20 protein-coding genes and 1 tRNA gene are annotated in these 22,022 nt (G+C 70.4%); 14 read left to right on the top strand and 7 right to left on the bottom strand.

Going from position 1 to position 22,022, the window contains the following annotated elements:
* Positions 1-86 precede the first annotated feature (86 nt).
* The gene (locus ACFY2A_RS02195) at positions 87-1,565 is read left to right on the top strand and encodes a glutamate--cysteine ligase (RefSeq protein ID WP_363921145.1); all 1,479 of its coding nucleotides are present in this window, start codon (positions 87-89) and stop codon (positions 1,563-1,565) included.
* Between the two features lie 72 nt (positions 1,566-1,637).
* Here ACFY2A_RS02195 and ACFY2A_RS02190 read toward each other — a convergent pair whose 3' ends face one another.
* The gene (locus tag ACFY2A_RS02190) at positions 1,638-3,089 is read right to left on the bottom strand and encodes a hypothetical protein (protein WP_387167284.1); all 1,452 of its coding nucleotides are present in this window, start codon (positions 3,087-3,089) and stop codon (positions 1,638-1,640) included.
* 121 nt (positions 3,090-3,210) lie between these two features.
* On the opposite strand from ACFY2A_RS02190, the gene ACFY2A_RS02185 reads away from it, so the two are divergent.
* On the top strand, positions 3,211-3,900 hold the full coding sequence (locus ACFY2A_RS02185; RefSeq protein WP_387167282.1) for a PASTA domain-containing protein: 690 nt from the start codon (positions 3,211-3,213) through the stop codon (positions 3,898-3,900).
* Positions 3,901-3,999: 99 nt separating this feature from the next.
* Positions 4,000-4,878: a PASTA domain-containing protein gene (locus ACFY2A_RS02180; RefSeq protein WP_387167279.1), complete on the top strand. Its 879-nt coding sequence runs from the start codon at positions 4,000-4,002 to the stop codon at positions 4,876-4,878.
* A gap of 9 nt (positions 4,879-4,887) precedes the next feature.
* Here ACFY2A_RS02180 and ACFY2A_RS02175 read toward each other — a convergent pair whose 3' ends face one another.
* Together ACFY2A_RS02175 and ACFY2A_RS02170 are read right to left on the bottom strand one after the other, a co-directional pair.
* Positions 4,888-5,328, bottom strand: a complete 441-nt coding sequence (locus tag ACFY2A_RS02175; protein ID WP_387167276.1) for a hypothetical protein — start codon at positions 5,326-5,328, stop codon at positions 4,888-4,890.
* 135 nt (positions 5,329-5,463) lie between these two features.
* A complete protein-coding gene (locus tag ACFY2A_RS02170) occupies positions 5,464-5,751 on the bottom strand; it encodes a hypothetical protein (protein ID WP_093409209.1) in 288 nt (95 codons plus the stop codon).
* Between the two features lie 456 nt (positions 5,752-6,207).
* On the opposite strand from ACFY2A_RS02170, the gene ACFY2A_RS02165 reads away from it, so the two are divergent.
* The 3 genes from ACFY2A_RS02165 (at position 6,208) to ACFY2A_RS02155 (ending at position 7,892) form a co-directional block, all read left to right on the top strand.
* Positions 6,208-7,089, top strand: coding sequence for a helix-turn-helix transcriptional regulator (locus ACFY2A_RS02165; RefSeq protein WP_363921155.1), 882 nt, complete (start codon positions 6,208-6,210; stop codon positions 7,087-7,089).
* Positions 7,059-7,280, top strand: coding sequence for a DUF397 domain-containing protein (locus tag ACFY2A_RS02160; RefSeq protein ID WP_363921157.1), 222 nt, complete (start codon positions 7,059-7,061; stop codon positions 7,278-7,280). Before ACFY2A_RS02165 ends, ACFY2A_RS02160 begins: the two co-directional genes overlap by 31 nt.
* Before the next feature lie 207 nt (positions 7,281-7,487).
* Positions 7,488-7,892, top strand: coding sequence for a hypothetical protein (locus ACFY2A_RS02155; protein ID WP_387167270.1), 405 nt, complete (start codon positions 7,488-7,490; stop codon positions 7,890-7,892).
* Here ACFY2A_RS02155 and ACFY2A_RS02150 read toward each other — a convergent pair.
* Entirely contained in the window at positions 7,857-8,459 is a 603-nt protein-coding gene (locus tag ACFY2A_RS02150; protein WP_387167267.1) for a hypothetical protein, read from the bottom strand. The genes ACFY2A_RS02155 and ACFY2A_RS02150 overlap by 36 nt on opposite strands.
* A 220-nt stretch (positions 8,460-8,679) precedes the next feature.
* Between ACFY2A_RS02150 and ACFY2A_RS02145 the strand changes: the two genes are divergently transcribed.
* On the top strand, positions 8,680-10,554 hold the full coding sequence (locus ACFY2A_RS02145) for a S8 family serine peptidase (RefSeq protein WP_387167265.1): 1,875 nt from the start codon (positions 8,680-8,682) through the stop codon (positions 10,552-10,554).
* Positions 10,555-10,609: 55 nt separating this feature from the next.
* Here ACFY2A_RS02145 and ACFY2A_RS02140 read toward each other — a convergent pair whose 3' ends face one another.
* From ACFY2A_RS02140 to ACFY2A_RS02130, 3 genes are all read right to left on the bottom strand, one after another.
* Positions 10,610-11,407 carry a WecB/TagA/CpsF family glycosyltransferase gene (locus tag ACFY2A_RS02140; protein WP_363921166.1) on the bottom strand — a complete coding sequence of 266 codons (798 nt, stop codon included), beginning with the start codon at positions 11,405-11,407 and terminating at the stop codon, positions 10,610-10,612.
* Positions 11,404-12,519, bottom strand: a complete 1,116-nt coding sequence (locus ACFY2A_RS02135; protein ID WP_387167262.1) for an NAD-dependent epimerase/dehydratase family protein — start codon at positions 12,517-12,519, stop codon at positions 11,404-11,406. The genes ACFY2A_RS02140 and ACFY2A_RS02135 overlap by 4 nt, the downstream gene beginning before the upstream one ends.
* 64 nt (positions 12,520-12,583) lie before the next feature.
* Positions 12,584-12,669 (bottom strand) — tRNA-Leu (locus tag ACFY2A_RS02130).
* A gap of 229 nt (positions 12,670-12,898) precedes the next feature.
* Here ACFY2A_RS02130 and ACFY2A_RS02125 point away from each other — a divergent pair.
* Genes ACFY2A_RS02125 through pknB form a run of 7 tightly spaced genes read left to right on the top strand, consistent with a single transcriptional unit; the run spans position 12,899 to position 21,898 of the window.
* Positions 12,899-13,708, top strand: a complete 810-nt coding sequence (locus ACFY2A_RS02125) for a DUF3662 and FHA domain-containing protein (RefSeq protein WP_363921170.1) — start codon at positions 12,899-12,901, stop codon at positions 13,706-13,708.
* Between the two features lie 6 nt (positions 13,709-13,714).
* Positions 13,715-14,203: an FHA domain-containing protein gene (locus ACFY2A_RS02120; RefSeq protein WP_111242783.1), complete on the top strand. Its 489-nt coding sequence runs from the start codon at positions 13,715-13,717 to the stop codon at positions 14,201-14,203.
* On the top strand, positions 14,200-15,672 hold the full coding sequence (locus ACFY2A_RS02115) for a protein phosphatase 2C domain-containing protein (RefSeq protein WP_387167258.1): 1,473 nt from the start codon (positions 14,200-14,202) through the stop codon (positions 15,670-15,672). Before ACFY2A_RS02120 ends, ACFY2A_RS02115 begins: the two co-directional genes overlap by 4 nt.
* Positions 15,673-15,698: 26 nt before the next feature.
* On the top strand, positions 15,699-17,186 hold the full coding sequence (locus ACFY2A_RS02110; RefSeq protein ID WP_387167255.1) for an FtsW/RodA/SpoVE family cell cycle protein: 1,488 nt from the start codon (positions 15,699-15,701) through the stop codon (positions 17,184-17,186).
* Positions 17,183-18,688: a peptidoglycan D,D-transpeptidase FtsI family protein gene (locus ACFY2A_RS02105; RefSeq protein WP_387167252.1), complete on the top strand. Its 1,506-nt coding sequence runs from the start codon at positions 17,183-17,185 to the stop codon at positions 18,686-18,688. Before ACFY2A_RS02110 ends, ACFY2A_RS02105 begins: the two co-directional genes overlap by 4 nt.
* Before the next feature lies 1 nt (position 18,689).
* Positions 18,690-20,072: a protein kinase gene (locus tag ACFY2A_RS02100; RefSeq protein ID WP_387167249.1), complete on the top strand. Its 1,383-nt coding sequence runs from the start codon at positions 18,690-18,692 to the stop codon at positions 20,070-20,072.
* Entirely contained in the window at positions 20,069-21,898 is a 1,830-nt protein-coding gene (gene pknB, locus ACFY2A_RS02095) for a Stk1 family PASTA domain-containing Ser/Thr kinase (protein WP_387167246.1), read from the top strand. Before ACFY2A_RS02100 ends, pknB begins: the two co-directional genes overlap by 4 nt.
* Positions 21,899-22,022: the final 124 nt, after the last annotated feature.

Here is a 22,022-nt window from a genome sequence, read left to right as displayed (position 1 = left end):
GGCTGGGCTCGGCGCTCCCAACGAGTATGGTTCACAGTGCGCTGCGGAGCGGCACCGTTCCGTGGCGTCGCGCGCCGGGAGGAAGCATGGGCAGGGACGTCGATCGAGCCGCCTTCTCCCGTGAGGACCGGGTCCGGTACCGGCAGAAGGTCCGTCGCTGTCTGGACGTGTTCGCGCTCATGTTGGACGACTTCGGCTTCGACGCCGACCGGCCGATGACCGGGCTGGAGATCGAACTCAACCTCGTCGACCCGGCCGCCGAACCGGCCATGCGTAACGAGGAGATCCTCGCCGCGATCGCCGACCCGTCCTTCCAGACCGAGCTCGGGCAGTTCAACCTGGAACTGAACGCCAATCCACGGCTGATCTCCGGCAACGGGTTCGCCGACTACGAGCGCGACCTCTGCGCCAGCCTCAACCGGGCCAACGAACGCGCGGCGCGGTCGGACACCCGGATCGTTCTGGTCGGCATTCTGCCCACGTTGAACGAGCAACACCTGGTGGCGGACAACCTCTCCACCAACGAGCGTTACCGGGTGCTCAACGACCAGATCGTCGGGGCCAGGGGCGAGGACATCGAGCTCGACATCCGGGGCGTCGAGCGACTGCGTACGCACAACGACTCGATCGCGCCGGAGGCGGCCTGCACCAGCCTCCAGTTCCACCTACAGGTGGCGCCGGACAGCTTCGCCGACTACTGGAACGCCTCCCAGGCGATCGCCGCCGCGCAGGTGGCAGTGGGTGCCAACTCGCCGTTCCTCTACGATCGGCAGCTCTGGGCGGAGACCCGCATCGCCCTGTTCGAGCAGGCCACCGACACCCGGCCGGACGAGCTGAAGGCCCAGGGCGTACGGCCCCGGGTCTGGTTCGGTGAGCGGTGGATCACCTCGATCTTCGATCTGTTCGAGGAGAACGTCCGCTACTTCCCGCCCCTGCTGCCGATCTGCGAGAGCGAGGACCCGGTGGAGGTCCTGCATGCCGGCGGCGTTCCCGAACTGGCCGAGTTGCGGCTGCACAACGGCACCGTCTACCGGTGGAACCGGCCGGTGTACGACATCATGAACGGCCGCCCGCACCTGCGGGTGGAGAACCGGGTGCTACCGGCCGGGCCGACCGTGGTCGACATGCTGGCCAACGCCGCCTTCTACTTCGGGCTGGTCCGCGGCATGGCCGAGGCCGACCGACCGATCTGGAGCCAGCTCACCTTCAGCTCGGCCGAGGAGAACTTCCACGCGGCTGCCCGCCGGGGCATGGACGCGGTCCTGCACTGGCCGCGGCTGGGCGATGTGCCGGTGACCACGTTGGTGCTCGACACACTGTTGCCGCTCGCCGCAGCCGGCCTCGACGCTTTCGGCGTCGCCCCCGCCGACCGGGACCGGCTGCTCGGCATCATCGAGCAACGCTGTCGTACCGGGCGCAACGGCGCGGTCTGGCAGACCGCCACCGTGTGGGCCGCCGAGCGGCACCTGGGCCTGGACCGGAGGGCCGCGCTGCACCACACGCTCCAGCGCTACGCGGAGTTGCAGTACACCAACGAGCCGGTGCACACCTGGCCGCTCGACTGAGCGACCCGGCAACCTAGCCGATCTTGGCACGGAATCGCCCCTCGGCGTGGCCGTCTGGTACCAAGATCCAGACTAGCGACCTCGCCGCTGGGGACGGCCACGGCGGCCACCGCCCTCGGGCGTCTCGTCGCTGCCGGACGACGCGTCGGGCAGCGAGGTGCTGGGGGTGTTTTCACCCACCTCCGCCGACCCGTCCGGCTTCACTGCCGTGGGCTTCGGTCCTGCCGGTTTCGGTGCGGGTTTCGGTGTTGCCGGCTTGACCGCCACCGGTCGCGATGTGCTTCCCCCCGGTGCGGTTTCCTTCCGGGTGGCCGTCACCTCGCCGGCTACCGTCTCGTCGAGCCGGTTGGCACCCGGTGTGGACCGGTCGGCACCCGGTGTGGACCGCTCGGCACCCGGCGTGGACCGCTCGACATCCGTCGTGGACCCGGGCGTGAACCGGTCCTCGTCACCGACCCGTTGCCGAGGCACCACCGGGGCCGCGTCGGGGCCACTTGACCGGCGCGCCGCCAGCCGGGCCGATCGCTGGGCCAGCGCCGCCACCAGGACCGACCCGCCGATGCCGACGATCACCGCGTACGGGGCGGTGAGATGAGCGGACACCTGTTCCGGGCTGATCGCCGTGAGCCTCGGTACGGCGAGGAAGTACGCGATGGCCACGAGCAGCGGTCCGGCGGCACCCGAGGCGGTGGCGCCGACCCGTCGATCGGTCGCGCGGACCCCGCTGCGGGCGGCCAGCGCACCGATCACCAGTGCCGAACCGAGCGACAGGACCGCCCCGGGCCAGTAGAAGTAGTCCCGGACCCAGAACTGGTCGCTGTCCGAGCTGAGTTGCCAGATGCCGAGTTGGGCGGTCGTCAGCCCGCGACCGGCTAGTACCGAATCGACCACGGCGATGACCGCGAGCAGCCAGAGCCAACCGGCGGTGGCGATGACGTTGGTGGCGGCGGCGCGGCACCGCAGCGCCCAGACGGCCACCAGCGTTCCGATCAGCACGCCGACCGCCGCGTACATGGCGGCCATGTCCCGAGGGGACGGCGTGTCGGGTACCACCGCGACCCGTGCCGGCACGGCGACCAGCAACACCGTGATCAGCGCGCCAAGGCCGGCGGAGACGGCCAGCGCGACTCCCCACAGCCCGCCACCGGTCTGCCTGGCGGTGGCGGACGGCGGTTCACCGGCGGGCGGAACCGGGTCGCCGGCCGCCGCTGCGGTATCGGACGGCGGAACCGGGGCACCGGTCGCGGGCGACCCGCCGACCACCGCCGGGGTGTCCGACGGGGAACCGGCCCGACGGCGGTCGTGCAGCCGTTGGGCGCAGACCGCGCCGAAGATGGTCGACGTGGCGGCGATCCAGGTCGCCCAGATCAGGCTTGCCACCCAGGCCGCCGTGCCGGCGGACGCCTCATTGGGTGCCCAGTTGAGAATGCCCAGGCCGTATCCGAAGCCCAGTTGGGCGGCACCGGCACCGGCTGCCACGCCGGCCGCGGTGGCGATCGATCCTCCCCAGCCCTGTCTGGCCATGCGGGGCAGCGTAACGTCCTGTGGTCGGTGCGGCGAGTCGTGCGTGGCATCGACCGGCAACGGTTACGGACAGTGCTTGGCCCCGGTCGCTACGGTCGCGGGTGATGAGGCGGTGGGCGGGATGACGGACGGGACCACGGACGGGCGGCCGGGGCGCGGTGACACCGACCCGGGCCGGACGAGGCTGATCATCGGCGGCGGAGCCGCCGCCGTACTGCTCGCGATCATCGGTGCGGCCGGGGGCTGGGTGCTCGCTGGCGATCAGGTACGACCCGGCCCGGTGTCGTCCGGCGCCACCGGTACTCCCATCCCCAGCCCGACGGTGCGGACCTCGCCGCCGCGGGAGCGGCCGACGCCGAACACCGCGACCACCCCGAGCAACAGCCCCAGCCCGTCGCGGCCGACCGGACTCACCGTCCCGGACCTGGTCGGCGCGGACTTCGAGGAGGCCAGGGAGGAACTGCGGGACCTGGGCCTGGGCTGGCAACTCGTCTTCGGCAGTGGTGACAGTTCCAGCGTGAGAAGCACCGACCCGGCCCCGGGTACGCCGGTTCGGCGCGGGGTCACCGTCAAGATCAACGTAGCTGGGGCCGCTCCGCCGAACGAGGTGCCGGACCTGATCGGTGAGGCCTGCAACGAGGCGAGGGACGAACTCGTCGACGACGGATTCTCGCCTCGCTATCCCAACGGACGCTCCGGCACGGTCACGTCGCAGCAACCGCCGGGCGGAACGGTCGGCAGGTGGAACGACGTGGTCCAGATCTGGTGCGGCACGCCGCCGACTGCGGACGCGAGCGCTCCGGCACCGTGACGTGCACCCGACACGCTGATGCCGGCCGATGACCGGCAGAACCGCTAGGTTGACCGTCGAGGGGCCTGTTGCCCGCCCGGTCGGCGGAAAGGACGTGCCGTGAGCGACGACCGCCAGGAGCCGACCGACGGGCAACCGGACGACCGGACCCGCCCGATCCCGCCGTCCGACGACAACCCGGACGAGACCGCGCCGATGGAGCGGGCTCCCGACGAGACCGCGCCGATGGAGCGGTCAGCCGGCGAGCCGAGGATTCCGGCCGACGCGACGCCGCCGGGGCGTGCGCCGGACGAGACGGCGCCGCTCGGGCGTACGCCGGATGAAACCGCGCCGATGGATCGCGCGGCCGGCGGGCCGGTGGACGCGACCGCGCCGCTGCCGCCGACTCAGCGCTCCGGGCCAGCGGCCTGGTCGGGGCGCGCGGAGGTGCCGTCGGTGCGGCCGGGCGTGGACCGCGAACTGGCCGGCGGCGACTGGTACGCCGACGAGCAGCCGGGCCGACCGTGGTGGCTGCCGATCCTCTGGGGCGTCCTGCTGCTGCTTCTGCTCGGCCTGATCGGGGGCGGGTTCTGGCTGGCCCGCCAAGGGCTGGACGACGACGGGCCGGCACCGGAGTCGCCCTCGCCGACCACCCAGGCCCCGCCGCCCACGGCGTCGCCGTCGCCGACAACCGCGTCCCCGTCACCAGCACCGACGACGAGCGCCGCGCCGGTCGAGGTGCCGGTGCCGCCGCTGGTGGGTCTGCCGGAGGCTGCGGCACGGGCGGCGCTGGACGGGCTCGACCTCGACTATCGGGTGGAGTACCGCCCGTCGGGCCAGCCGGAGGGGACCGTCATCGCCACCGACCCGGAGGCCGGCGAGTTGGTGGAGGCGGGCGACGAGGTCCGGTTGGTGGTCGCCGCGGCCAGCCCGAGTCCCTCGCCGACGACGGATGAGCCGACCACCGAGCCGACCGCCACGGCGAGCCCCACAGGGTGATCGCCCGAGTCACCACATGCGGCGTCTGGTGCCGACCAGCCCGAGACCGGCGAGGGAGATCGCCAGCCCGAACACCCCCGACCAGAACAGCGAGCGGCTGAGTTCCTCCCGGGTGTGACCACCCGTGGCCCTGGCTGGCGCGTCCTGTTCAGCGGGGTAAGAGTGCTCCGAGTCGCCGTCGGACTCCGCCGGGCCATCGGCCGGTCGGTCGAAGAAGCCGTCGTAAGCGAAGGTGTCCCAGACACCGTCGGATATGACGTCCGGCTCGACCGGCTCGCTCTCCACGACAGTGATCTCCGGGGCCGGTACGGGCTCGGCCAGCCGGGTGGACGGCAGGGCGGGATCTCGGCCCAGCACCACCAGGGTGGTGACGGCACCGAGAAGCGCCAGGAGTCCGAAGGTGTGGGCGATACGGGACCGACGTGGCTCCCGCGCGGACATAGTGAGCATGGCCATCCCAGGTTCGGGGTCCGGGAGGCGCGGGGTGGAGACATGCCGGGGTGGGCATACCGATTCTATGTCGGCGGCATGCCCCCCGAATCCTTTTCACCTGACGTCGGTGATGCTCAGTGCAGTCGGTGATGCTCAGTGCACCCGAACCGGCGTCCGTACGGCCGGCCGGCGGGCCGAGCGTACGGTGTGTGGACGCGGCTGCGGGGCGGCCTGGACCTGCCGCAGCCCGGCCCGTTGGACGAAGATCGACCGACGGTTGACCGCGTCCCCCGCCGCGTTCAACTCGTAGCCTTCGAGCCAGAGCCAGCCGTCGTAGGTGGGCCGGTCGAGCACCCGGATCACCCGGAACAGGATGGGTCTGAGGAACTGGACACTCGCCGCGCGTGTCACGTGCAGTACGTCACCGGAGCGGGGAAGCACATGGGCTCCTGGAAGGGTCGGCCGGCGGGGAAGGGCCGGCTAGAGGATGGGGGTTTGCTGGCTCCGGCGACGAGGTCGTGTCTCGGGGGGCCGGGGCCGGTGTCGTTGCCGTCAGTGCGGAGCTGCTGGTGGCGGAGCTCCTCCCCGGTGACCCACTCCTCCACAGCGTTGATCACTCGTGGAGACGGATCGGAGACGGTCAGTAACCCGGGTCATACGGACAGAGTGCATCAGGAGTGTGCTTCATGCAAGTTGCACGTCGACTTTTGCCGATACGTGAGCGGCTCGCGCGAAACGGCGCTTGAACGCGCTGCCACCCGGGCGGCACACTGAGAGCCGGTTTCGCCCGCCGCGGCCGGCCGAGGACCGGACCACCCCACGCCGCGAACGTTCGCCGAGAGGATCGCGCCGTGGGCGGGCGGTCAGAGCGGCGCGTCGGAGCGGAGAGGTGACACGGTGAGCGAGCGGCGCAGCCCGACCATCCGGCGGCGCCGGCTCGGCGCAGAACTGCGCCGCCAGCGCGAGGCCGCCGGGATCACCATCGAGGTCGTGGCAGAGCAGTTGGAATGCTCGGCTTCCAAGATTTCGCGTATCGAGACGGGCCACACCACCGCGACTCCCCGCGACGTTCGGGACATGCTCCGGATCTACGGAGTGGTCGGCGCCGAGAGCGACGAGCTGGTGCAGATCGCCCGCGAGGCCCGGCAGAAGGGCTGGTGGCATCCCTATAGCACGGTGCTGGTCGGGGCGTACGTGGGCCTGGAGGCGGCGGCCAGTTCGATTCGTGCGTACGAGCAGCAGGTGGTGCCGGGGCTGCTGGAGACCGAGGACTACGCCAGCGCGATGATTCGCGCGGCCCGCCCCGACTTCAGTCCGGAGCAGGTACAGCAACGGGTGCGTGTCCGACTCGGTCGTCAGTCGTTGTTGACCCAGGATGATCCGGTCGATCTGTGGGTGGTGCTCGATGAGGCGGTGTTGAGCCGTCCGGTGGGCGGGGATGCGGTCATGCGTGACCAGCTCAGCCGGTTGGTGGAGGTGGCACAGCTGCCGAACGTGACGCTTCAGGTCCTGCCGTTCGAGGTGGGGGCGCACGCCGGCATGGACGGCACCTTCACGATCCTCAGCTTCCCCGAACCCGGTGATCCGGATGTCGTGTACGCGGAGAACGCCACGGGTGGGCTCTTCTTGGAGAAGAGCGACGAACTACAGAAGTACAGCTTCATCTTCGATCACATTCGAGCAGCGGCCAAACGTCCGGAGGAGTCCGTCGAGTACATCGCGAGACTGGCAGAGGAGCCGTTGTGGAAGTGGCGACGCAAGGATTCTCCGGAAACCTGACGCAGGCGACATGGTTCAAGAGCTCGAAGAGCGGGCCGAACTGTGACAACTGCGTTGAGGTGGCGTACGTGACCGGGGCGGTCGGCGTCCGGGACTCGAAGGACAAGGCCGGACCGGCCTTGGTCTTCGCGCCGGGTGACTGGCACGCTTTCGTCGCCAGCACCAGGGACGGCGCGTTCCCCCGGGCCTGACGCCCGGGGACGGTGACGACGGATCCCCGTTCGGCCGCTGGCCGAGCGGGGATCCGCTGTCGTGACCCGGCCGCGGTGGGCGGGGTATCGGACGCGTGCTCCGCCGGCTGCCGTCGCCACATCCTGCCCGTGTCGTTGTACCTCTCGGTACGCGCTGGTCGACATCCCCCCGGCAGGGCGGGTAACCGAGCGAGGCAGGCGAGACGGATGACGAGTATCGGGTCGGAGAACCTCACCAACGGACCGGGAAAGCCGGAACGGTTCGGCGGCAAGTATCGCGGGGCCCGGCGGGACACCGTGCTGACCGAGGTGGTGTCGGCGGAGACCGAGCACGCGGGCCGGGAGACCCCGGCGACGACGGAGCCGTCGTCGCCGCTCACCCTGCCGTCGCTGGATCCGAATCCGCTGACCGAGCCGTCCTTCCCGGCCGGTGGCTGGTCGACGGTCGACGACGGTTCCCTCGTGGACCATCCGCTGCTGCGTGGCCTGCTGATGGAGTTGCCGCCGAAGGGCAGCGTGCCGCCACCCGGCTGGCTCGACCGCTGGTTCGAGGCGACCAGGGCGATCCTGGAACTGCTATACGTGCAGGGCGCCAGCGGCCGGGCGCGGTGACGACACCCGCTCGGGCATGGCCCGCTCGGCGAACCGGTTGTGCCGCAACGCGTGGCGTACGCCGATCGACGCGACGGCCAGCGCCGCGATGGTGATCGCCGGCCCGGTTGCCGAGGGCCCGAGGAACTGGCCCGCACCGCTCGCCGCGATCACGGTCGGTAGCAGCGCCAGACCGGTCACCTGCAACGGCAGTCCGATCAGCGGGTGGGCGGCGGCGGCACGCAGTCCGTGTGGGGCCGGTGTGTTGGAGGCGACGGCCAGTGTGCCGGCTCCGGCCCACAACCGGCGCAGTCGGCGCACCGTGCAGCCGGCCACCAGCAGGGCGGGTACGGCGGCGAGCGCCAGCCCGTCGGCGGCTCGATCCGCCAGGGTCGGCCCGACGGTGACCAGCCCGGCAATCGGCAGAGCCACCGTCAGACCGAGCCCAGTCAGCGTCAGCGCGAGCAGCCTGCCGGTGTGCTGACGCAGCTCACGAGCCTGGCTCAGGCGGGGTAGCCCGTCCGCGAGAAAGCCGGCGGTCCACCAGACGGCGGCGACCGGAAGCAGGAGGGCGAGATGGCTCTGCATGTCCATCAGCCTTGCCCGAATTCCGGCTCGCCGAATCCGGGCCCACCCCCCGTTCGTCCCGTACCCGTCCCCGTAGGGGAACCATCTCGCCAGTGTTATGAGGAATCCGGCATGTTTAACTGTCCGCACACATCCAACTACCCTCACCGTGATCGGCATTCATCGATCAATCTGCCACGAGCAGGTGGACGTTCGGTGCCGATCGGAGGGAGGTAGGAAGATGGCTCTTCCACAGAGATCCGTGCTCGTCGGGCTGGCCACGCTGGCCATGGTGGCGGCGGCCACGCCGGCCATGGCGGCCGAGCCGGTCGGCACCATCCGGAGCGCCGGCGGCGCGACCGCCGTCGAAGGTAGCTACATCGTCGTGTTCAAGGACAGCGAAGTCAGTCGTACGGCCGTCGGCTCCTCCGTGGACCGGCTGCTGCGCCGGCACGGCGGTGCCACGGCCCGGACCTACAGCGCGGCCGTCCGTGGCGCCGAGCTGCGCGTCAGCGCGCGGGCCGCGGCACGGATCGCGGCGGACCCGGCCGTCGCGTACGTCGAACAGAACCACGTCGTTTCCCTCGCGGGTACCCAGACGAACCCCCCGTCCTGGGGACTGGACCGGATCGACCAGCGGAACCTGCCGCTCAACAGCTCGTACACGTACCCCAACACGGCCACGAACGTGACCTCGTACGTCATCGACACCGGCATCCGAACCACCCACTCGGACTTCGGCGGTCGGGCGACCTGGGGCACCAACACGGTCGACTCCAACAACACCGACTGCAACGGTCACGGCACGCACGTGGCGGGCACGGTCGGTGGCTCGGCGTACGGCGTGGCCAAGGCGACCCGCCTGGTGGCGGTCAAGGTGCTCAACTGCTCCGGCAGCGGCACCAACGCCGGTGTCATCGCCGGCATCGACTGGGTCACCGCCAACGCGGTGAAGCCGGCCGTGGCCAACATGAGCCTCGGCGGTGGGGCGAACACCTCGGTCGACAACGCGGTCATCAACTCTATCAACTCCGGTGTCACGTACGCGGTGGCCGCCGGCAACGGCAACGCTCTCGGCCAGCGGCAGAACGCCTGCAACTACTCGCCGGCCCGGGCCGCAGCGGCGATCACCGTCGGTGCCACCCAGAGCAACGACGCCGCCGCCAGCTTCTCCAACTACGGCACCTGCGTGGACATCCTCGCCCCGGGGGTGAGCATCACCTCCGCCTGGCACACCAGCAACACCGCGACGAACACCATCAGCGGCACCTCGATGGCTTCGCCGCACGTCGCCGGTGTCGCGGCCCTGGTCCTCGCGGCCAACCCGTCCTGGACGCCCCAGCAGGTCCGGGACTACCTGGTCAACAACGCCACCCCGAACGTGATCTCGAACGTCGGCACGGGAACCCCGAACCAGCTGCTCTACGTGGTCAACGGCAGCACCCCGCCACCGACAAACGACTTCTCGGTCTCGGTGTCGCCGACCTCCGGCTCGGTCACGGCGGGTAGCTCGGCGAGCGCCACCGTGTCCACCGCGACCACCAACGGCTCCGCCCAGTCGGTGAGTCTGTCGGCCAGCGGCCTGCCGTCCGGGGCGACCGCCTCGTTCAGCCCGGCCACCGTCACCTCCGGTGGATCGTCCACGCTGACCATCAGCACCTCGGCCAGCACGCCGGCCGGCACGTACACCGTGACCGTCACCGGCACCGCGGCCTCCGGCACGAGGAGCGCGACATACTCGCTGACGGTGACCGGCGGCAGCGGCGGCGGCTGCTCCGGGACCAACGGCACCGACGTGCCGATTCCGGACTCGGGCTCGGCGGTGACCAGCTCGATCACGATCTCCGGCTGCAACCGGAACGCCTCGTCGAGCTCCACTGTCGCGGTGAACATCGTGCACACCTACCGCGGCGACCTGGTCATCGACCTGCTCGCCCCGGACGGTTCGTCCTACCGGCTGAAGAACAGCAGCATCTTCGACGGCACGGACAACGTGAACACCACCTACACGGGGAACCTGTCCAGTGAGGCGGCGAACGGCACCTGGCGTCTCCAGGTCCGCGACGTCTACGGCGGTGACACCGGCTACATCAACACCTGGACGCTGACCCTCTGACGTCCGGTACGAGGACGGCCCCGGCGCTCCGCCGGGGCCCGTCTGCCGTGCCGGGTCAGACTGCGAACTCGGTCGGCCGTTCGGTGGCCGGCGCGGGCGGCCGGGCCTTCCACAGCCCGGTTTTCTGCGCGAACAGGCGACCCAGGTACGCGGGGTTCAGGATCACGTAGCGCCGCCACAGGCGCTTGGGCTCCAGGCCGAGACGCCAGAACCACTCCAGCCCGGCGCGCTGCATCCACGGCGGCGGCTGACGCAGCAGCCCCGCGTGATAGTCGAACGCCGCGCCGACCGCCATCAGCGGCATGTCCAGCAGCGGGCGCATCGCGTACGTGAAGATCTCCTGCCGGGGGCAGCCGAGCCCGACCAGGACCAGCCGGGCACCACTGGCCTTGATCCGCTCGGCGATGTCGACGTCCTCGCCCGGCTGCACACCGCGGAACTTGGACGCCTCCACTCCGGCGATCTTCAGGGCCGGGAACATCCGCTCCAGCGCCGGAATCAACCGGGCGAGGGTCTCCTCGGTCGAGCCGTACAGGTAGACCGGCAGCCCCTCGTCGGCGAAGCGGGACAGCACATGCAGGGTCAGCGTCGGACCGTAGACGCGATCGGTGAGCCCGGCGCCGTGCAGCAGGTTCAGCGCCCAGCGCACCGGCTGACCGTCCGGAGTCACCACGTCAAAGGAGTTGAGCCGGGCGTTGTGTGCCCGGTCCAGTACGCCGGTCATCACGCCGTGCACGGCCAGCGCGGTGAGCGCCAACGGGCGCCGTTCCTGCGCGGCGGCCACCACCTGCTCGGTGGCCTCGGCGTAGTCGGTCGCATCGACCAGGACACCGAGCACGTTCTTCTTGGTCATGCTCCCGGCACCCACTTGTCCACGTTGGCCTCGTAGATCTCTCGCATGATCATTGGTACGTCGTACACCTGCTTCCAGTCCGGGTAGTCGGCCTGGAACGCCTCGTTGGAGCCGATCCACCACTTGTGGTCGCCGATCCGGTTGGCCTCGACGTACTCGGTGATCATCTCCTGGCCGGTGATCTGCTCGGCCAGTGTGAACGCCTCCCGGTTGGAGGTGTTCGAGTGCCGACCGCCGCCGAGGTTGTAGACGGCGGCCGAGCGAGGGTTGCGGAAGAACGCCTCGAACGCGGAGACCACGTCCGAGCTGTGGATGGCATCGCGGACCTGCTTGCCCTGGTAGCCGAAGATCTTGTAGGTGCGGCGCTCCATGTTCGCCCGCATCACGTAGCCGAGGAAACCGTGCAACTCGGTCGCCGAGTGCGCCGGCCCGGTCAGCGTCCCGCCCCGGAAACAGGCCGTGTTCATGCCAAAGTAGCGGCCGTACTCCTGCACCATGACGTCCGCCGCGACCTTGGAGGCACCGAAGATCGAGTGCAGGCACGCGTCGATCGACATGTCCTCCCGGATGCCCTGCTCGTACGGGTGGCCCGGCTCGATCTCCCAGCGGGTCTCCAACTCCACCAGGGGCAGGCTGTTGGGCCGGTCGCCGTAGACCTTGTTGGTGGAGCAGTGGATGACCGGGGCGTCGATGCAGTGTTCCCGGACGTTCTGGAGGACGTTCAGGGTGCCTGCGGCGTTGACGTCGAAGTCGGTGAACGGGTCACGCACCGCCCAGTCGTGCGAGGGCTGAGCGGCAGTGTGGATCACCACGGCCACGTCCCGGCCGTACCGGCCGAACAGCGTGCCGAGTGCCGCCCGGTCCCGGATGTCGATGCTGTGGTGGGAGTACGCCTCACCCAGCTCGTCGGTCAGCCGGCGGACGTTCCACGCGGTGGACGCCTCCGCGCCGAAGAACTCCTGCCGCATGTCGTTGTCGATGCCGACGACGTCGAGACCGAGGCCGGCGAAGTGCCGGACCGCCTCGGAGCCGATCAGCCCGCCCGACCCGGTCACGAATGCGACACTCACATGCCACTCCTGGTGCGTCGGAGGCAGAAACCATCGGAGCATAGCGTGACGTCCGGCACGCCCTGATACGGAGCGAGGGCCCCGCATTCCGCGGAGCCCTCGTGTGTGGTGGGGAAGGGGGGAGTTGAACCCCCACGTCCTTTCGGACACACGGACCTGAACCGTGCGCGTCTGCCATTCCGCCACTTCCCCGTGGCCTGACCTCAGTGAACGTGGCCCGGGCCGGACACCGCCGGCGACCGGCGGGCCTCGGCCATACTACGTGACCTTGGTCTGCTGCCGCGAATGGCTTTCGCTGCTCGCAGCGGTTACCGTTCGTGGCGGACGAAAGAGTAGCACGACAATCAGAAGCCGTCCGAACGGGCCGCGGCCTGCCGGCCGAGCGGCGTGTGAGCTGCGTGCGCTCTGGACGGATACCATCATGTCCTCGGGACCCGAGGAGGAGCCGGTGAGCGTGCTGCAACGCTTCGAGAAGCGTCTGGAAGGCCTGGTCGAAGGGGCCTTCGCCAAGGTCTTCAAAGGGGTGGTCCACCCCGTGGAGATCCTCAACGCCATGCAGCGGGAGGCCGAGGCACACAAGGCCATCCTGGCTGGTGGGCGCACGTTGGTGCCCAACCGCTACGTGATCGATCTCTCCCCGTACGACCACAGTCGGCTGGCGCCGTACGCCGCCGCGCTGGCCCAGGAGTTGGCCCAGTCGCAGGCGGAGTTCATCGGCGAGCAGGCCTGGACGGTCTACGGGGACGTGATCGTCGAGATCGAGCGCGGTGAAGGACTGGACACCGGTATGTTCCGGGTCACCGCGGAGGTCTACACCGGTGGCGAGGTCGCCCCGGTTTCGGCGCCCGGCTATGACGCCGGTCCGCCCGGATACGACGCCGGTCCGCCCGGCTACCCGTCCTATGACCAGGGTGGTGGCTACGGCCCGCCGCCGGGGCACGGCGCCGGACGCAACATCCGGCTGGTCTCCGGCGACGGCCGCACCTATCCGCTACAGATGGGCTCGACCGTGATCGGTCGTGGCGACCAGGCCAACCTGCGCCTGCCGGACGTCGGCATCTCCCGGCGACACGCCCGGCTGGACTTCGACGGTGGGCAGGTCGTGCTGACCGATCTCGGCTCGACCAACGGCACCATGGTCAACGGCCAGCGGGTCTCCGCCGTGGCGTTGAACCCCGGTGACATGATCCAGCTCGGTACGACCACTCTGACCTTCCGCGTGGACGGCTGATCCGCCTTGCCGGAACTCGTTATCACCGTTGCCCGGTTCGGATTCCTCGTCCTGCTGTGGATCTTCGTGTTCACGGTGGTCGGCGTCATCCGCCGGGACCTCTTCGCAGGGGCCCGGTCGGGCCGACTGGTGGCCGCGCCCCGGGCGGTGGGCGCGTCGACCGGACAGGCGACGGCGAAGCCGGCGAAGGTGAAGCGGGGGCGGGCGGCGCACCAACTGGTGGTGACCGCAGGTCAGCTGGCCGGCACTCGGATCACGTTGGGTGAGGCGCAGATAACGATCGGTCGTGCCGAGGACTCCACCCTCGTCATCACCGACGATTACGCGTCCGCGCGACACGCCCGGCTCGTGCCGCGCGATGGACAGTGGTTCGTCGAGGACCTGGGTTCGACTAACGGGACGTACCTGGATCGCGCTAAGGTCACCGGACCGACCCCCGTCCCCCTCGGCGTGCCGATCCGGATCGGCCGCACCTCTCTCGAATTACGGCCATGACTCTGACCCTGCGCTATGCGGCCCACAGCGACCGCGGTCTGATCCGAGACGGTAATCAGGACTCCGTCTACGCCGGGCCGCGGCTACTCGCCGTTGCCGACGGCATGGGCGGCATGGCCGCCGGTGACGTCGCCAGCAACATCGTCATCGGTGCCATGGCGCCACTGGACGAGGACGTCCCGGGCAACGCCCTGGTCGACGCGCTCCGTGCCGCCGTGGGCACCGCCAACCAGCAACTCCGCGAGACGGTGGAGGCCAACCCCCAGTTGGAGGGGATGGGCACCACGCTGACCGCGACCCTGTTCTCCGGCAGCAAGCTGGGCATGGTCCACATCGGCGACTCGCGGGCCTATCTTCTGCGCGACGGAGAGTTCGCGCAGATCACCAAGGACGACACCTACGTCCAGATGCTCGTCGACGAGGGCCGGATCAGCCCGGAGGAGGCGAGCAGCCACCCGCAGCGCTCGTTGCTCACCCGGGCCCTGGACGGCCGCGACATCGACCCGGAGTACTCGGTCCGGCAGGTGCTGCCCGGCGACCGGTATCTGATCTGCTCCGACGGGCTCTCCGGGGTGGTGAGCGCGGAGACCATCGGCGAGACCATGCGGGAGTACGCGGACCCGCAGCAGTGCGTCGAACGGCTCGTCCAGCTCGCCCTGCGCGGCGGCGGTCCGGACAACATCACCGTGATCATCGCCGACGCCACCGACCGGGACATCGTCGAGGCGGCGCCGATCGTCGGCGGTGCGGCGGCCCGGGACCGGGGGATGGCCACCTCGGCGGACGTCTCCACTCCGGCGGCTCGTGCCTCGGCGCTCTCCGCGCCCCGGCCGGCGACGCCTGACGACTCCGCCGCCAACAACGACGACGAGCCCGAGGCGCGACGGCGCCCACTGCGGGCGCTCGCGATGACGACCGCCCTGCTGGTGATCGTCGGCGGTGGGGTGTTCGCCGGTTGGAGCTACACGCAGCGCCAGTACTACGTGGGCGCGACAGAGAACGGCCAGGTGGCCGTGTTCCGTGGCATCCAGGGCCAGATCGCCGGGATGGATCTCTCCAGCGTGCACTCCGAGAGCAGTGCCCAGTTGGACGACCTCACCCTGGCCGCGCAGGAGCAGGTCAAACAGGGCATCCCGGCCAAGAGCGAGCCGGACGCGGAACGGCGGCTGGCCGAGCTGACGATGGACAGCCCGACCAACGTGAACCTCAAGCCGATCTGTCCGCCGACTCCGAGCCCCACGCCCTCGTTGGCGGGTTCGCCGTCCCCGACGCCGAGCGCCCCGGCGGGATCGCCGAGCGTCCCGGCCGGCTCACCCAGCCAGGTGGGCAGCGTCTCGCCGTCGTCGCGCGCCGGAGCCACGGTCACGCCGACCGGCTCCGTCGCCGCACCCGACAGCACCCCCGACGCGCCGCCCGTCGACACCTTCACGCCCACGGTCGATCCGGCGGCCTGCCGGTCGCCCGAGTAGGCACCGGCTCCCACCCGAGGACGATCGTGACCGCAGCGGCCACCCCGGCATCCTCGCCCGCAACCGCGGGCGAGCGACCCGGCGTACGCATGGCCCGGTCCCGGCGCAACGCCGAACTGTCGTTGCTGCTGCTGGCCATGGCGCTGGTCGCCGCGTACGGGGCGATGGTCGAGGCGAACGTCCTCGACACGGTCACGCCGGGCTTCTGGGTGCCGGCCGCCACGCTCACCGCGGTCTTCCTCGGCATGCACCTGGTGATCCGGTTCCTGGCGCCCTTCGCCGATCCGGCGCTGCTGCCGGCGGTGGCCCTGCTCAACGGGCTGGGAGTCGGCTTCCTCCGCCGCCTCGACCTCGCCAATGCGGCCCCCGAGGAACGAGCCGACCTGGCCATCTTCGCCGGCATCGGCGGTCGGCAGCTCGCCTGGACGCTGATCTCGGTGGTCCTCGCCGCCGGGCTGCTCGCGCTGATGCGCGACCACCGGTCGATCTCCCGGTACGCGTACACCCTGGGTCTGGCGGGCATCGTGCTGGTCATGCTGCCGGCGGTGCTACCGGCCAGCATCTCCGAGATCAACGGCGCGAAGCTCTGGGTACGCATCGGCAGTTTCTCGATCCAGCCGGGTGAGTTCGCCAAGCTCGCCCTGCTTGTCTTCTTCGCCTACTACCTGGTGCGCAAGCGTGAGGTGCTGTCGCTGGCGAGTCACCGGTTCCTCGGCATCGACTTCCCGCGCGGGCGCGACCTCGGCCCGGTGCTCGTGGTCTGGGTGATCAGCCTGCTGGTCCTCGTCTTCGAGAAGGACCTGGGCACCTCGCTGCTCTACTTCGGCATGTTCGTGGCCACGGTGTACATCGCCACCGAACGGGTCAGCTGGCTGCTCATCGGCCTGGTCCTCTTCTTCGGCGGTGCCTACCTCGCGTATGTGCTCGGCGAGGCGGTGGGCGGTCCGTTCGCGAACTTCTACCTGCGGGCGGAGATCTGGCTCGACCCGTTCGCCGAGCCGTACGACGACGGCTACCAACTGGTGCAGGGACTGCTCGCCCTCGGCTCCGGCGGGTTGTTCGGTGCCGGGCCGGGCGGCGGTCAGCCGCTGCTGCTGCCGGAGGTGCAGAACGACTTCATCTTCGCCGGCATCGGTGAGGAGATCGGCCTCTTCGGCCTCTCCGCGCTACTGGTGATCTACCTGCTCATCGTCGAGCGGGGCCTGCGGGCCGCCCTGGCGGTCCGGGACTCGTTCGGCAAGCTGCTCGCCGGTGGTCTGGCCTTCACCCTCGCGCTCCAGGTCTTCGTGATCGTCGGCGGGATCAGCAAGCTCATCCCGCTCACCGGTCAGACCACGCCGTTCCTCTCCGCCGGTGGCTCCTCGCTGATGGCGAACTGGCTGCTCATCGCGGTGCTGCTGCGCGTCTCCGACGCCGGCCGCCGGCCGGTCGACGGCGCCGGTGGCAAGGTGACCCGCCCCTCCGGTCCGCCCGAGCAACTGCACGGTGCCCCCACGGAGGTGATCAAGCCGTGAACGCACCCCTGCGTCGGGTCGGCGTCGTCGTCATCGTTCTGTTCGGCCTGCTCTTCGCCAACCTGAACTGGATTCAGGCGTACAAGGCCGACGAGTACCGCACCAGCGACTACAACGGTCGGGTTCAGGTAGCCAAGTACGACCGCAAGCGCGGCAACATCGAGGCCGGTGGCACCGCCCTCGCGGTCAGCAAGGAGACCGACGGCGAGCTGAAGTACCTGCGCACCTACCCGGGCGGCGCGAAGTACGCCCACGTGCTCGGATACGAACCGGTCAACGGCTCCGCCACCGGCCTGGAGCGCGCCGAGAACGACTTCCTTGCCGGCACCAGCGACCAGCTCATCGTCAACCGGCTGCGGGACATGGTCACCGGCGACACCACCGCCGGTGGCAACGTGCTGCTGACCCTGTCGAAGCGGGCCCAGGACACCGCGTACGACGAGTTGCGCGGCAACAACGTCGGGGCGACCAAGGGCGCGGCGATCGCCCTCGACCCCGCCACCGGGGCGGTGCAGGCACTGGTCTCCATCCCCAGCTTCGATCCGAACCCGCTGTCCAGCCACGACACCAACAAGGCGACCGCCGCGTACAACCGGCTCGAACAGGAGGCGGGACGGCCGCTGCGCAACCGGGCGCTCGGCGAGGTGCTGCCACCAGGCTCCACCTTCAAGATCGTGGTGGCTGCGGCCGCGCTGGAAAACGGGATCACCAAGGAGACGAACATCCCGGCCGGTTCGAGCTACACCCCGCCCACCTCCGGCGAGCCGATCCGCAACGCCGCGCCGTCGATCTGCCCTGAGGCGCAGGTGACCCTGATGAGCGCGGTCACCGAATCCTGCAACACCGGGTTCGCGAAGCTCGGTGGCCAGCTCGGCCCGGACGTGCTCAAGGAGAAGGCCCGGCAGTTCGGGTTCGAGCAGGAGGACCTGACCGTCGGCCGGCTCGGCGAGGGCGGCCTGAGCGTGGCGGCCAGCCAGACGGGCAGCATGGAGAACCCGGACGGCGGTGCCGACCCGGCAGCGCTGGCACAGTCCTCCATCGGGCAGCGTGACGTGCGGATGACCCCGTTGCAGGGTGCCATGATCGCCGCGGCAGTGGCCAACGACGGCAGCCAGATGCGGCCGTACCTGGTGCGTCAGCTACTGGCACCGGACCGCACCACCGTCTACGACACCGCCAACCCGCGCGAGCTGCGCCGGCCGGTGAGCGGTCAGGTCGCCGCCGACCTGCGGGACATGATGGTCAGCGTGGTGGAGAACGGCACCGGTCGTAACGCCCGGATCAACGGCTACACCGTCGGCGGCAAGACCGGCACCGCCGACGTCGCCCCCGGCGTCCCGCCGCACTCCTGGTTCATCGGCTTCGCGCTGGACAAGGACGACAAGCCGGTCTCGGCCGTCTGTGTCCTGTTGGAGAACGGCGGCGACGGCGGCAGCGCCGAGGCCGCCCGGATCGCCGGCCAGATCATGCGGGCCGCCATCGCCGAACCCGGAGGGCGGTGACATGCTCAGTCCGGGTGTGCAACTCGGTAACCGCTACCGCCTCGACGAGCGGATCGCCAGCGGCGGCATGGGTGACGTCTGGCGCGGCACCGACCAGGTGCTCGGTCGTACGGTGGCGGTCAAGAGCCTGCTCCCGGCGTTGCTGGACGAGCCCGGGTTCGCCGAGCGGTTCCGCGGCGAGGCCCGCACCATGGCCACGATCAACCACCCGGGCGTGGTCGACGTCTACGACTTCGGCAACGACCAGCACATCGCCTTCCTGGTGATGGAGTACGTGGAGGGCGACCCCCTCTCAGCCACGCTGAGCCGCGTCGGCCGGCTCACTCCGGCGCGGACCATGGCGCTTGTGGCCCAGGCCGCGGACGCGCTGCACGCCGCCCACGTGAAGGGCATCGTGCACCGGGACGTGAAGCCCGGCAACCTGCTGGTCCGCCCCAACGGCACGCTGGTGCTCACCGACTTCGGCATCGCCCGGTCGGACCTGGTCGGGCAGCTCACCGCGGCCGGTTCGGTGCTCGGCACCGCCTCGTACATCTCGCCGGAGCAGGCCACCGGCCAGGTCGCCACCCCCGCCTCCGACGTCTACGCGCTCGGCGTGGTCGCCTACCAGTGCCTCGCCGGCCGGCGGCCCTTCGAGGGTGACAACCCCCTCGACATCGCGATGCGGCACGTCCGGGAGACGCCCCGGCCGCTGCCCTCCGACATCCCGCCCCAGGTCCGCGCGCTGGTCGAGCGGGCGTTGGCGAAGGATCCGAAGGGGCGCTGGCCGAGTGCCGCCGCGCTGGCCGGTGCGGCGCGGCAGTTGAAGACCGCGCTGTCCCGGCAGGCCCGAGCCGGTGGGCAGGCCGCACCGATCTCCGCAGCGCCGGCCTCGCCGGCACCGGGCCGCGCGCAGGTTCCGCCGCCGCAGCCACCGCGTCCGGTCGCGGCTCCGCATTCCCCGGCCCCCGCGCACCCGCAGGCCGTGGGGCACCGACCGCCGCCGACCCACCCGCAGGCCCGGCCGCCGGTGGCCCCGCACCGTCCCACCGCGGTGGCGCCGGCCGCCGCCGGCTACCCGCGCGGCGCGGCCACGGTTCCGCCCGGGTACGCTCCGCAGCCCGGATCGTCACGGCCGGTACCTCGACGGTCACGATCCGGGATGGTCTTCCTGGCCATCATGTTGGGCGCACTGGTCCTTATCTGCTCCGGCGTGATTTCCTACCAACTGCGGAACAACATCGGCGCGGGCACGCCGGGTGGAGCTTCCGTGCCAACGGTGACGTCCGACGCGCTGCGGCCTGACGGGCGAGACGATCTGGTCGATACGGCGTACCGTCGACTGGATCAGCCCCGACTGGGCGGCGACGTGACGACGACGAGCGAAGGACGACAGACGCGATGACAGCGCAGGCCCGCCTGCTCGGTGGCAGGTACCAGGTCGGCGAGCTGCTCGGGTACGGCGGCATGGCCGAGGTGCATCGCGGTCGTGACCTGCGGCTCGGCCGGGACGTCGCGATCAAGATGCTCCGCGCCGACCTGGCCCGCGACGCCACCTTCCAGATGCGTTTCCGGCGGGAGGCGCAGAACGCCGCCTCCCTCAACCACCCAGCGATCGTCGCCGTCTACGACACCGGCGAGGAGCAGGCGCCGACCGGCGAGACGCTTCCGTTCATCGTGATGGAGTTCGTGAACGGGCGCACGCTGAAGGAGGTGCTCGGCGCGGAGGGCCGGTTGCAGCCCCGGCGGGCGCTGGAGATCTCCGCCGACATCTGCGCCGCGTTGGACTTCAGCCACCGGCACGGCATCATCCACCGCGACATCAAGCCGGGCAACGTCATGCTCACCCAGACCGGCCAGGTCAAGGTGATGGACTTCGGCATCGCCCGGGCGCTGGCCAGCGGTGCCACCACGATGACGCAGACCAGCGCGGTCATCGGCACCGCGCAGTACCTCTCCCCGGAGCAGGCGCGCGGCGAGGCGGTCGACGCCCGCTCCGATGTGTACGCCGCCGGCTGTGTGCTCTTCGAGTTGCTCTGCGGGCATCCGCCGTTCGTCGGCGACAGCCCGGTCAGTGTCGCCTATCAGCATGTGCGGGAGGCTCCGCCGACCCCGAGCGACCTCAACCCGGACGTCAACCCGGCGGTCGACGCGATCGTGCTCAAGGCACTGTCGAAGAACCCGCTGAACCGCTACCAGAGCGCCGGGGAGATGCGGGCCGACCTGCTCCGGGCGGCAGCCGGTCGGCCGGTGCTGGCGACCCCGGTGATGCGCGAGGACGAGACCGTGGCGATGGCCGCGGCCGGTCACCCGGGCTACCCGTCGGCGGGCGCGACGCAGACCCGGCAGATTCCAGCCCGGGTGGGCGATCCGCGCCAGCGCAAGGCGTCGTCCTGGCTGATCGCCACGTTCGCCGCGCTCGGCGTGCTCGCGGTGATCGCCCTGGTCGCTGCACTCCTGCTGAACCAGCGCGACGAGCCGCAGGACGTCGCGGTGCCGACGGTCACCGGGTTGAGTCAGGCCGACGCGTTCGCGCAGATCGAGCGGGACGGCTTCGTGCCGGCGCTCGGCGAGCAGGAGCGCACCTCGGAATGCAAGGAGGGGACGGTCACCAGCCAGTCCCCGACCCCCGGTGAGCGGGTGGCGCCGGGCAGCACGGTGACGGTCAGCATCTGCGGTGGCAAGCCCGAGGTGACCATCCCGAATGGCCTCGTCGGCAGCACCCGCGAGGCGGCCGAGGAACGGCTCAAGGAACTCAAACTCAGAGTCGATTTTGACGAGGTCGACAATGCGGCACCCAAGGATCAGGTGCTGAAGGTCTCCCCGCCGTCGGGAGAAATAGTCGCGGAGGACACCGAGGTCACCCTTACCGTTTCCAAGGGCAATGTGGTGGCGGTGCCGTCGGTGGTCGGCCTGCCTGAGGCGGAGGCCAAGCGCACGCTGGAACGCGCCGGCTTCAAGGTCGAACCCGAGCTTGGTGACGAGGTCCCCGCCGACCAGGCCGGGCGGGTAATCGACCAGAGCCCGAACGCCAACACCGAGCGGACCAAGGGCAGCACGGTGAAGATCGTCGTGTCGGTGCCGGAGCCGGAGGACCCGGACCCGCCGACCCAGACGCCGCCGACCACCGGCGCCCCGACCACGCCGCCGCCGGACGACGATGACGACAGCGGAGGCGGAGGCGGCGGGTCCGTCCTGCCGACCCCGCCGTTCCGCCTGTCCAGAGAGTGACGGGATAGGTCTCAGGACGCCGAGCTTCATCCGAATATTTAAGTATCTTGACGGATGCTCCTCGCCGTGATGATATTGGCGCGTCACAGATCGTGGCGACCGCATCACAGCACGGGGGTTCCAA

Source organism: Micromonospora sp. NPDC000442, assembly GCF_042898635.1.
In the GTDB taxonomy this organism is placed as follows: domain Bacteria; phylum Actinomycetota; class Actinomycetes; order Mycobacteriales; family Micromonosporaceae; genus Micromonospora.
This window is presented reverse-complemented; position numbering and strand designations above follow the sequence as displayed.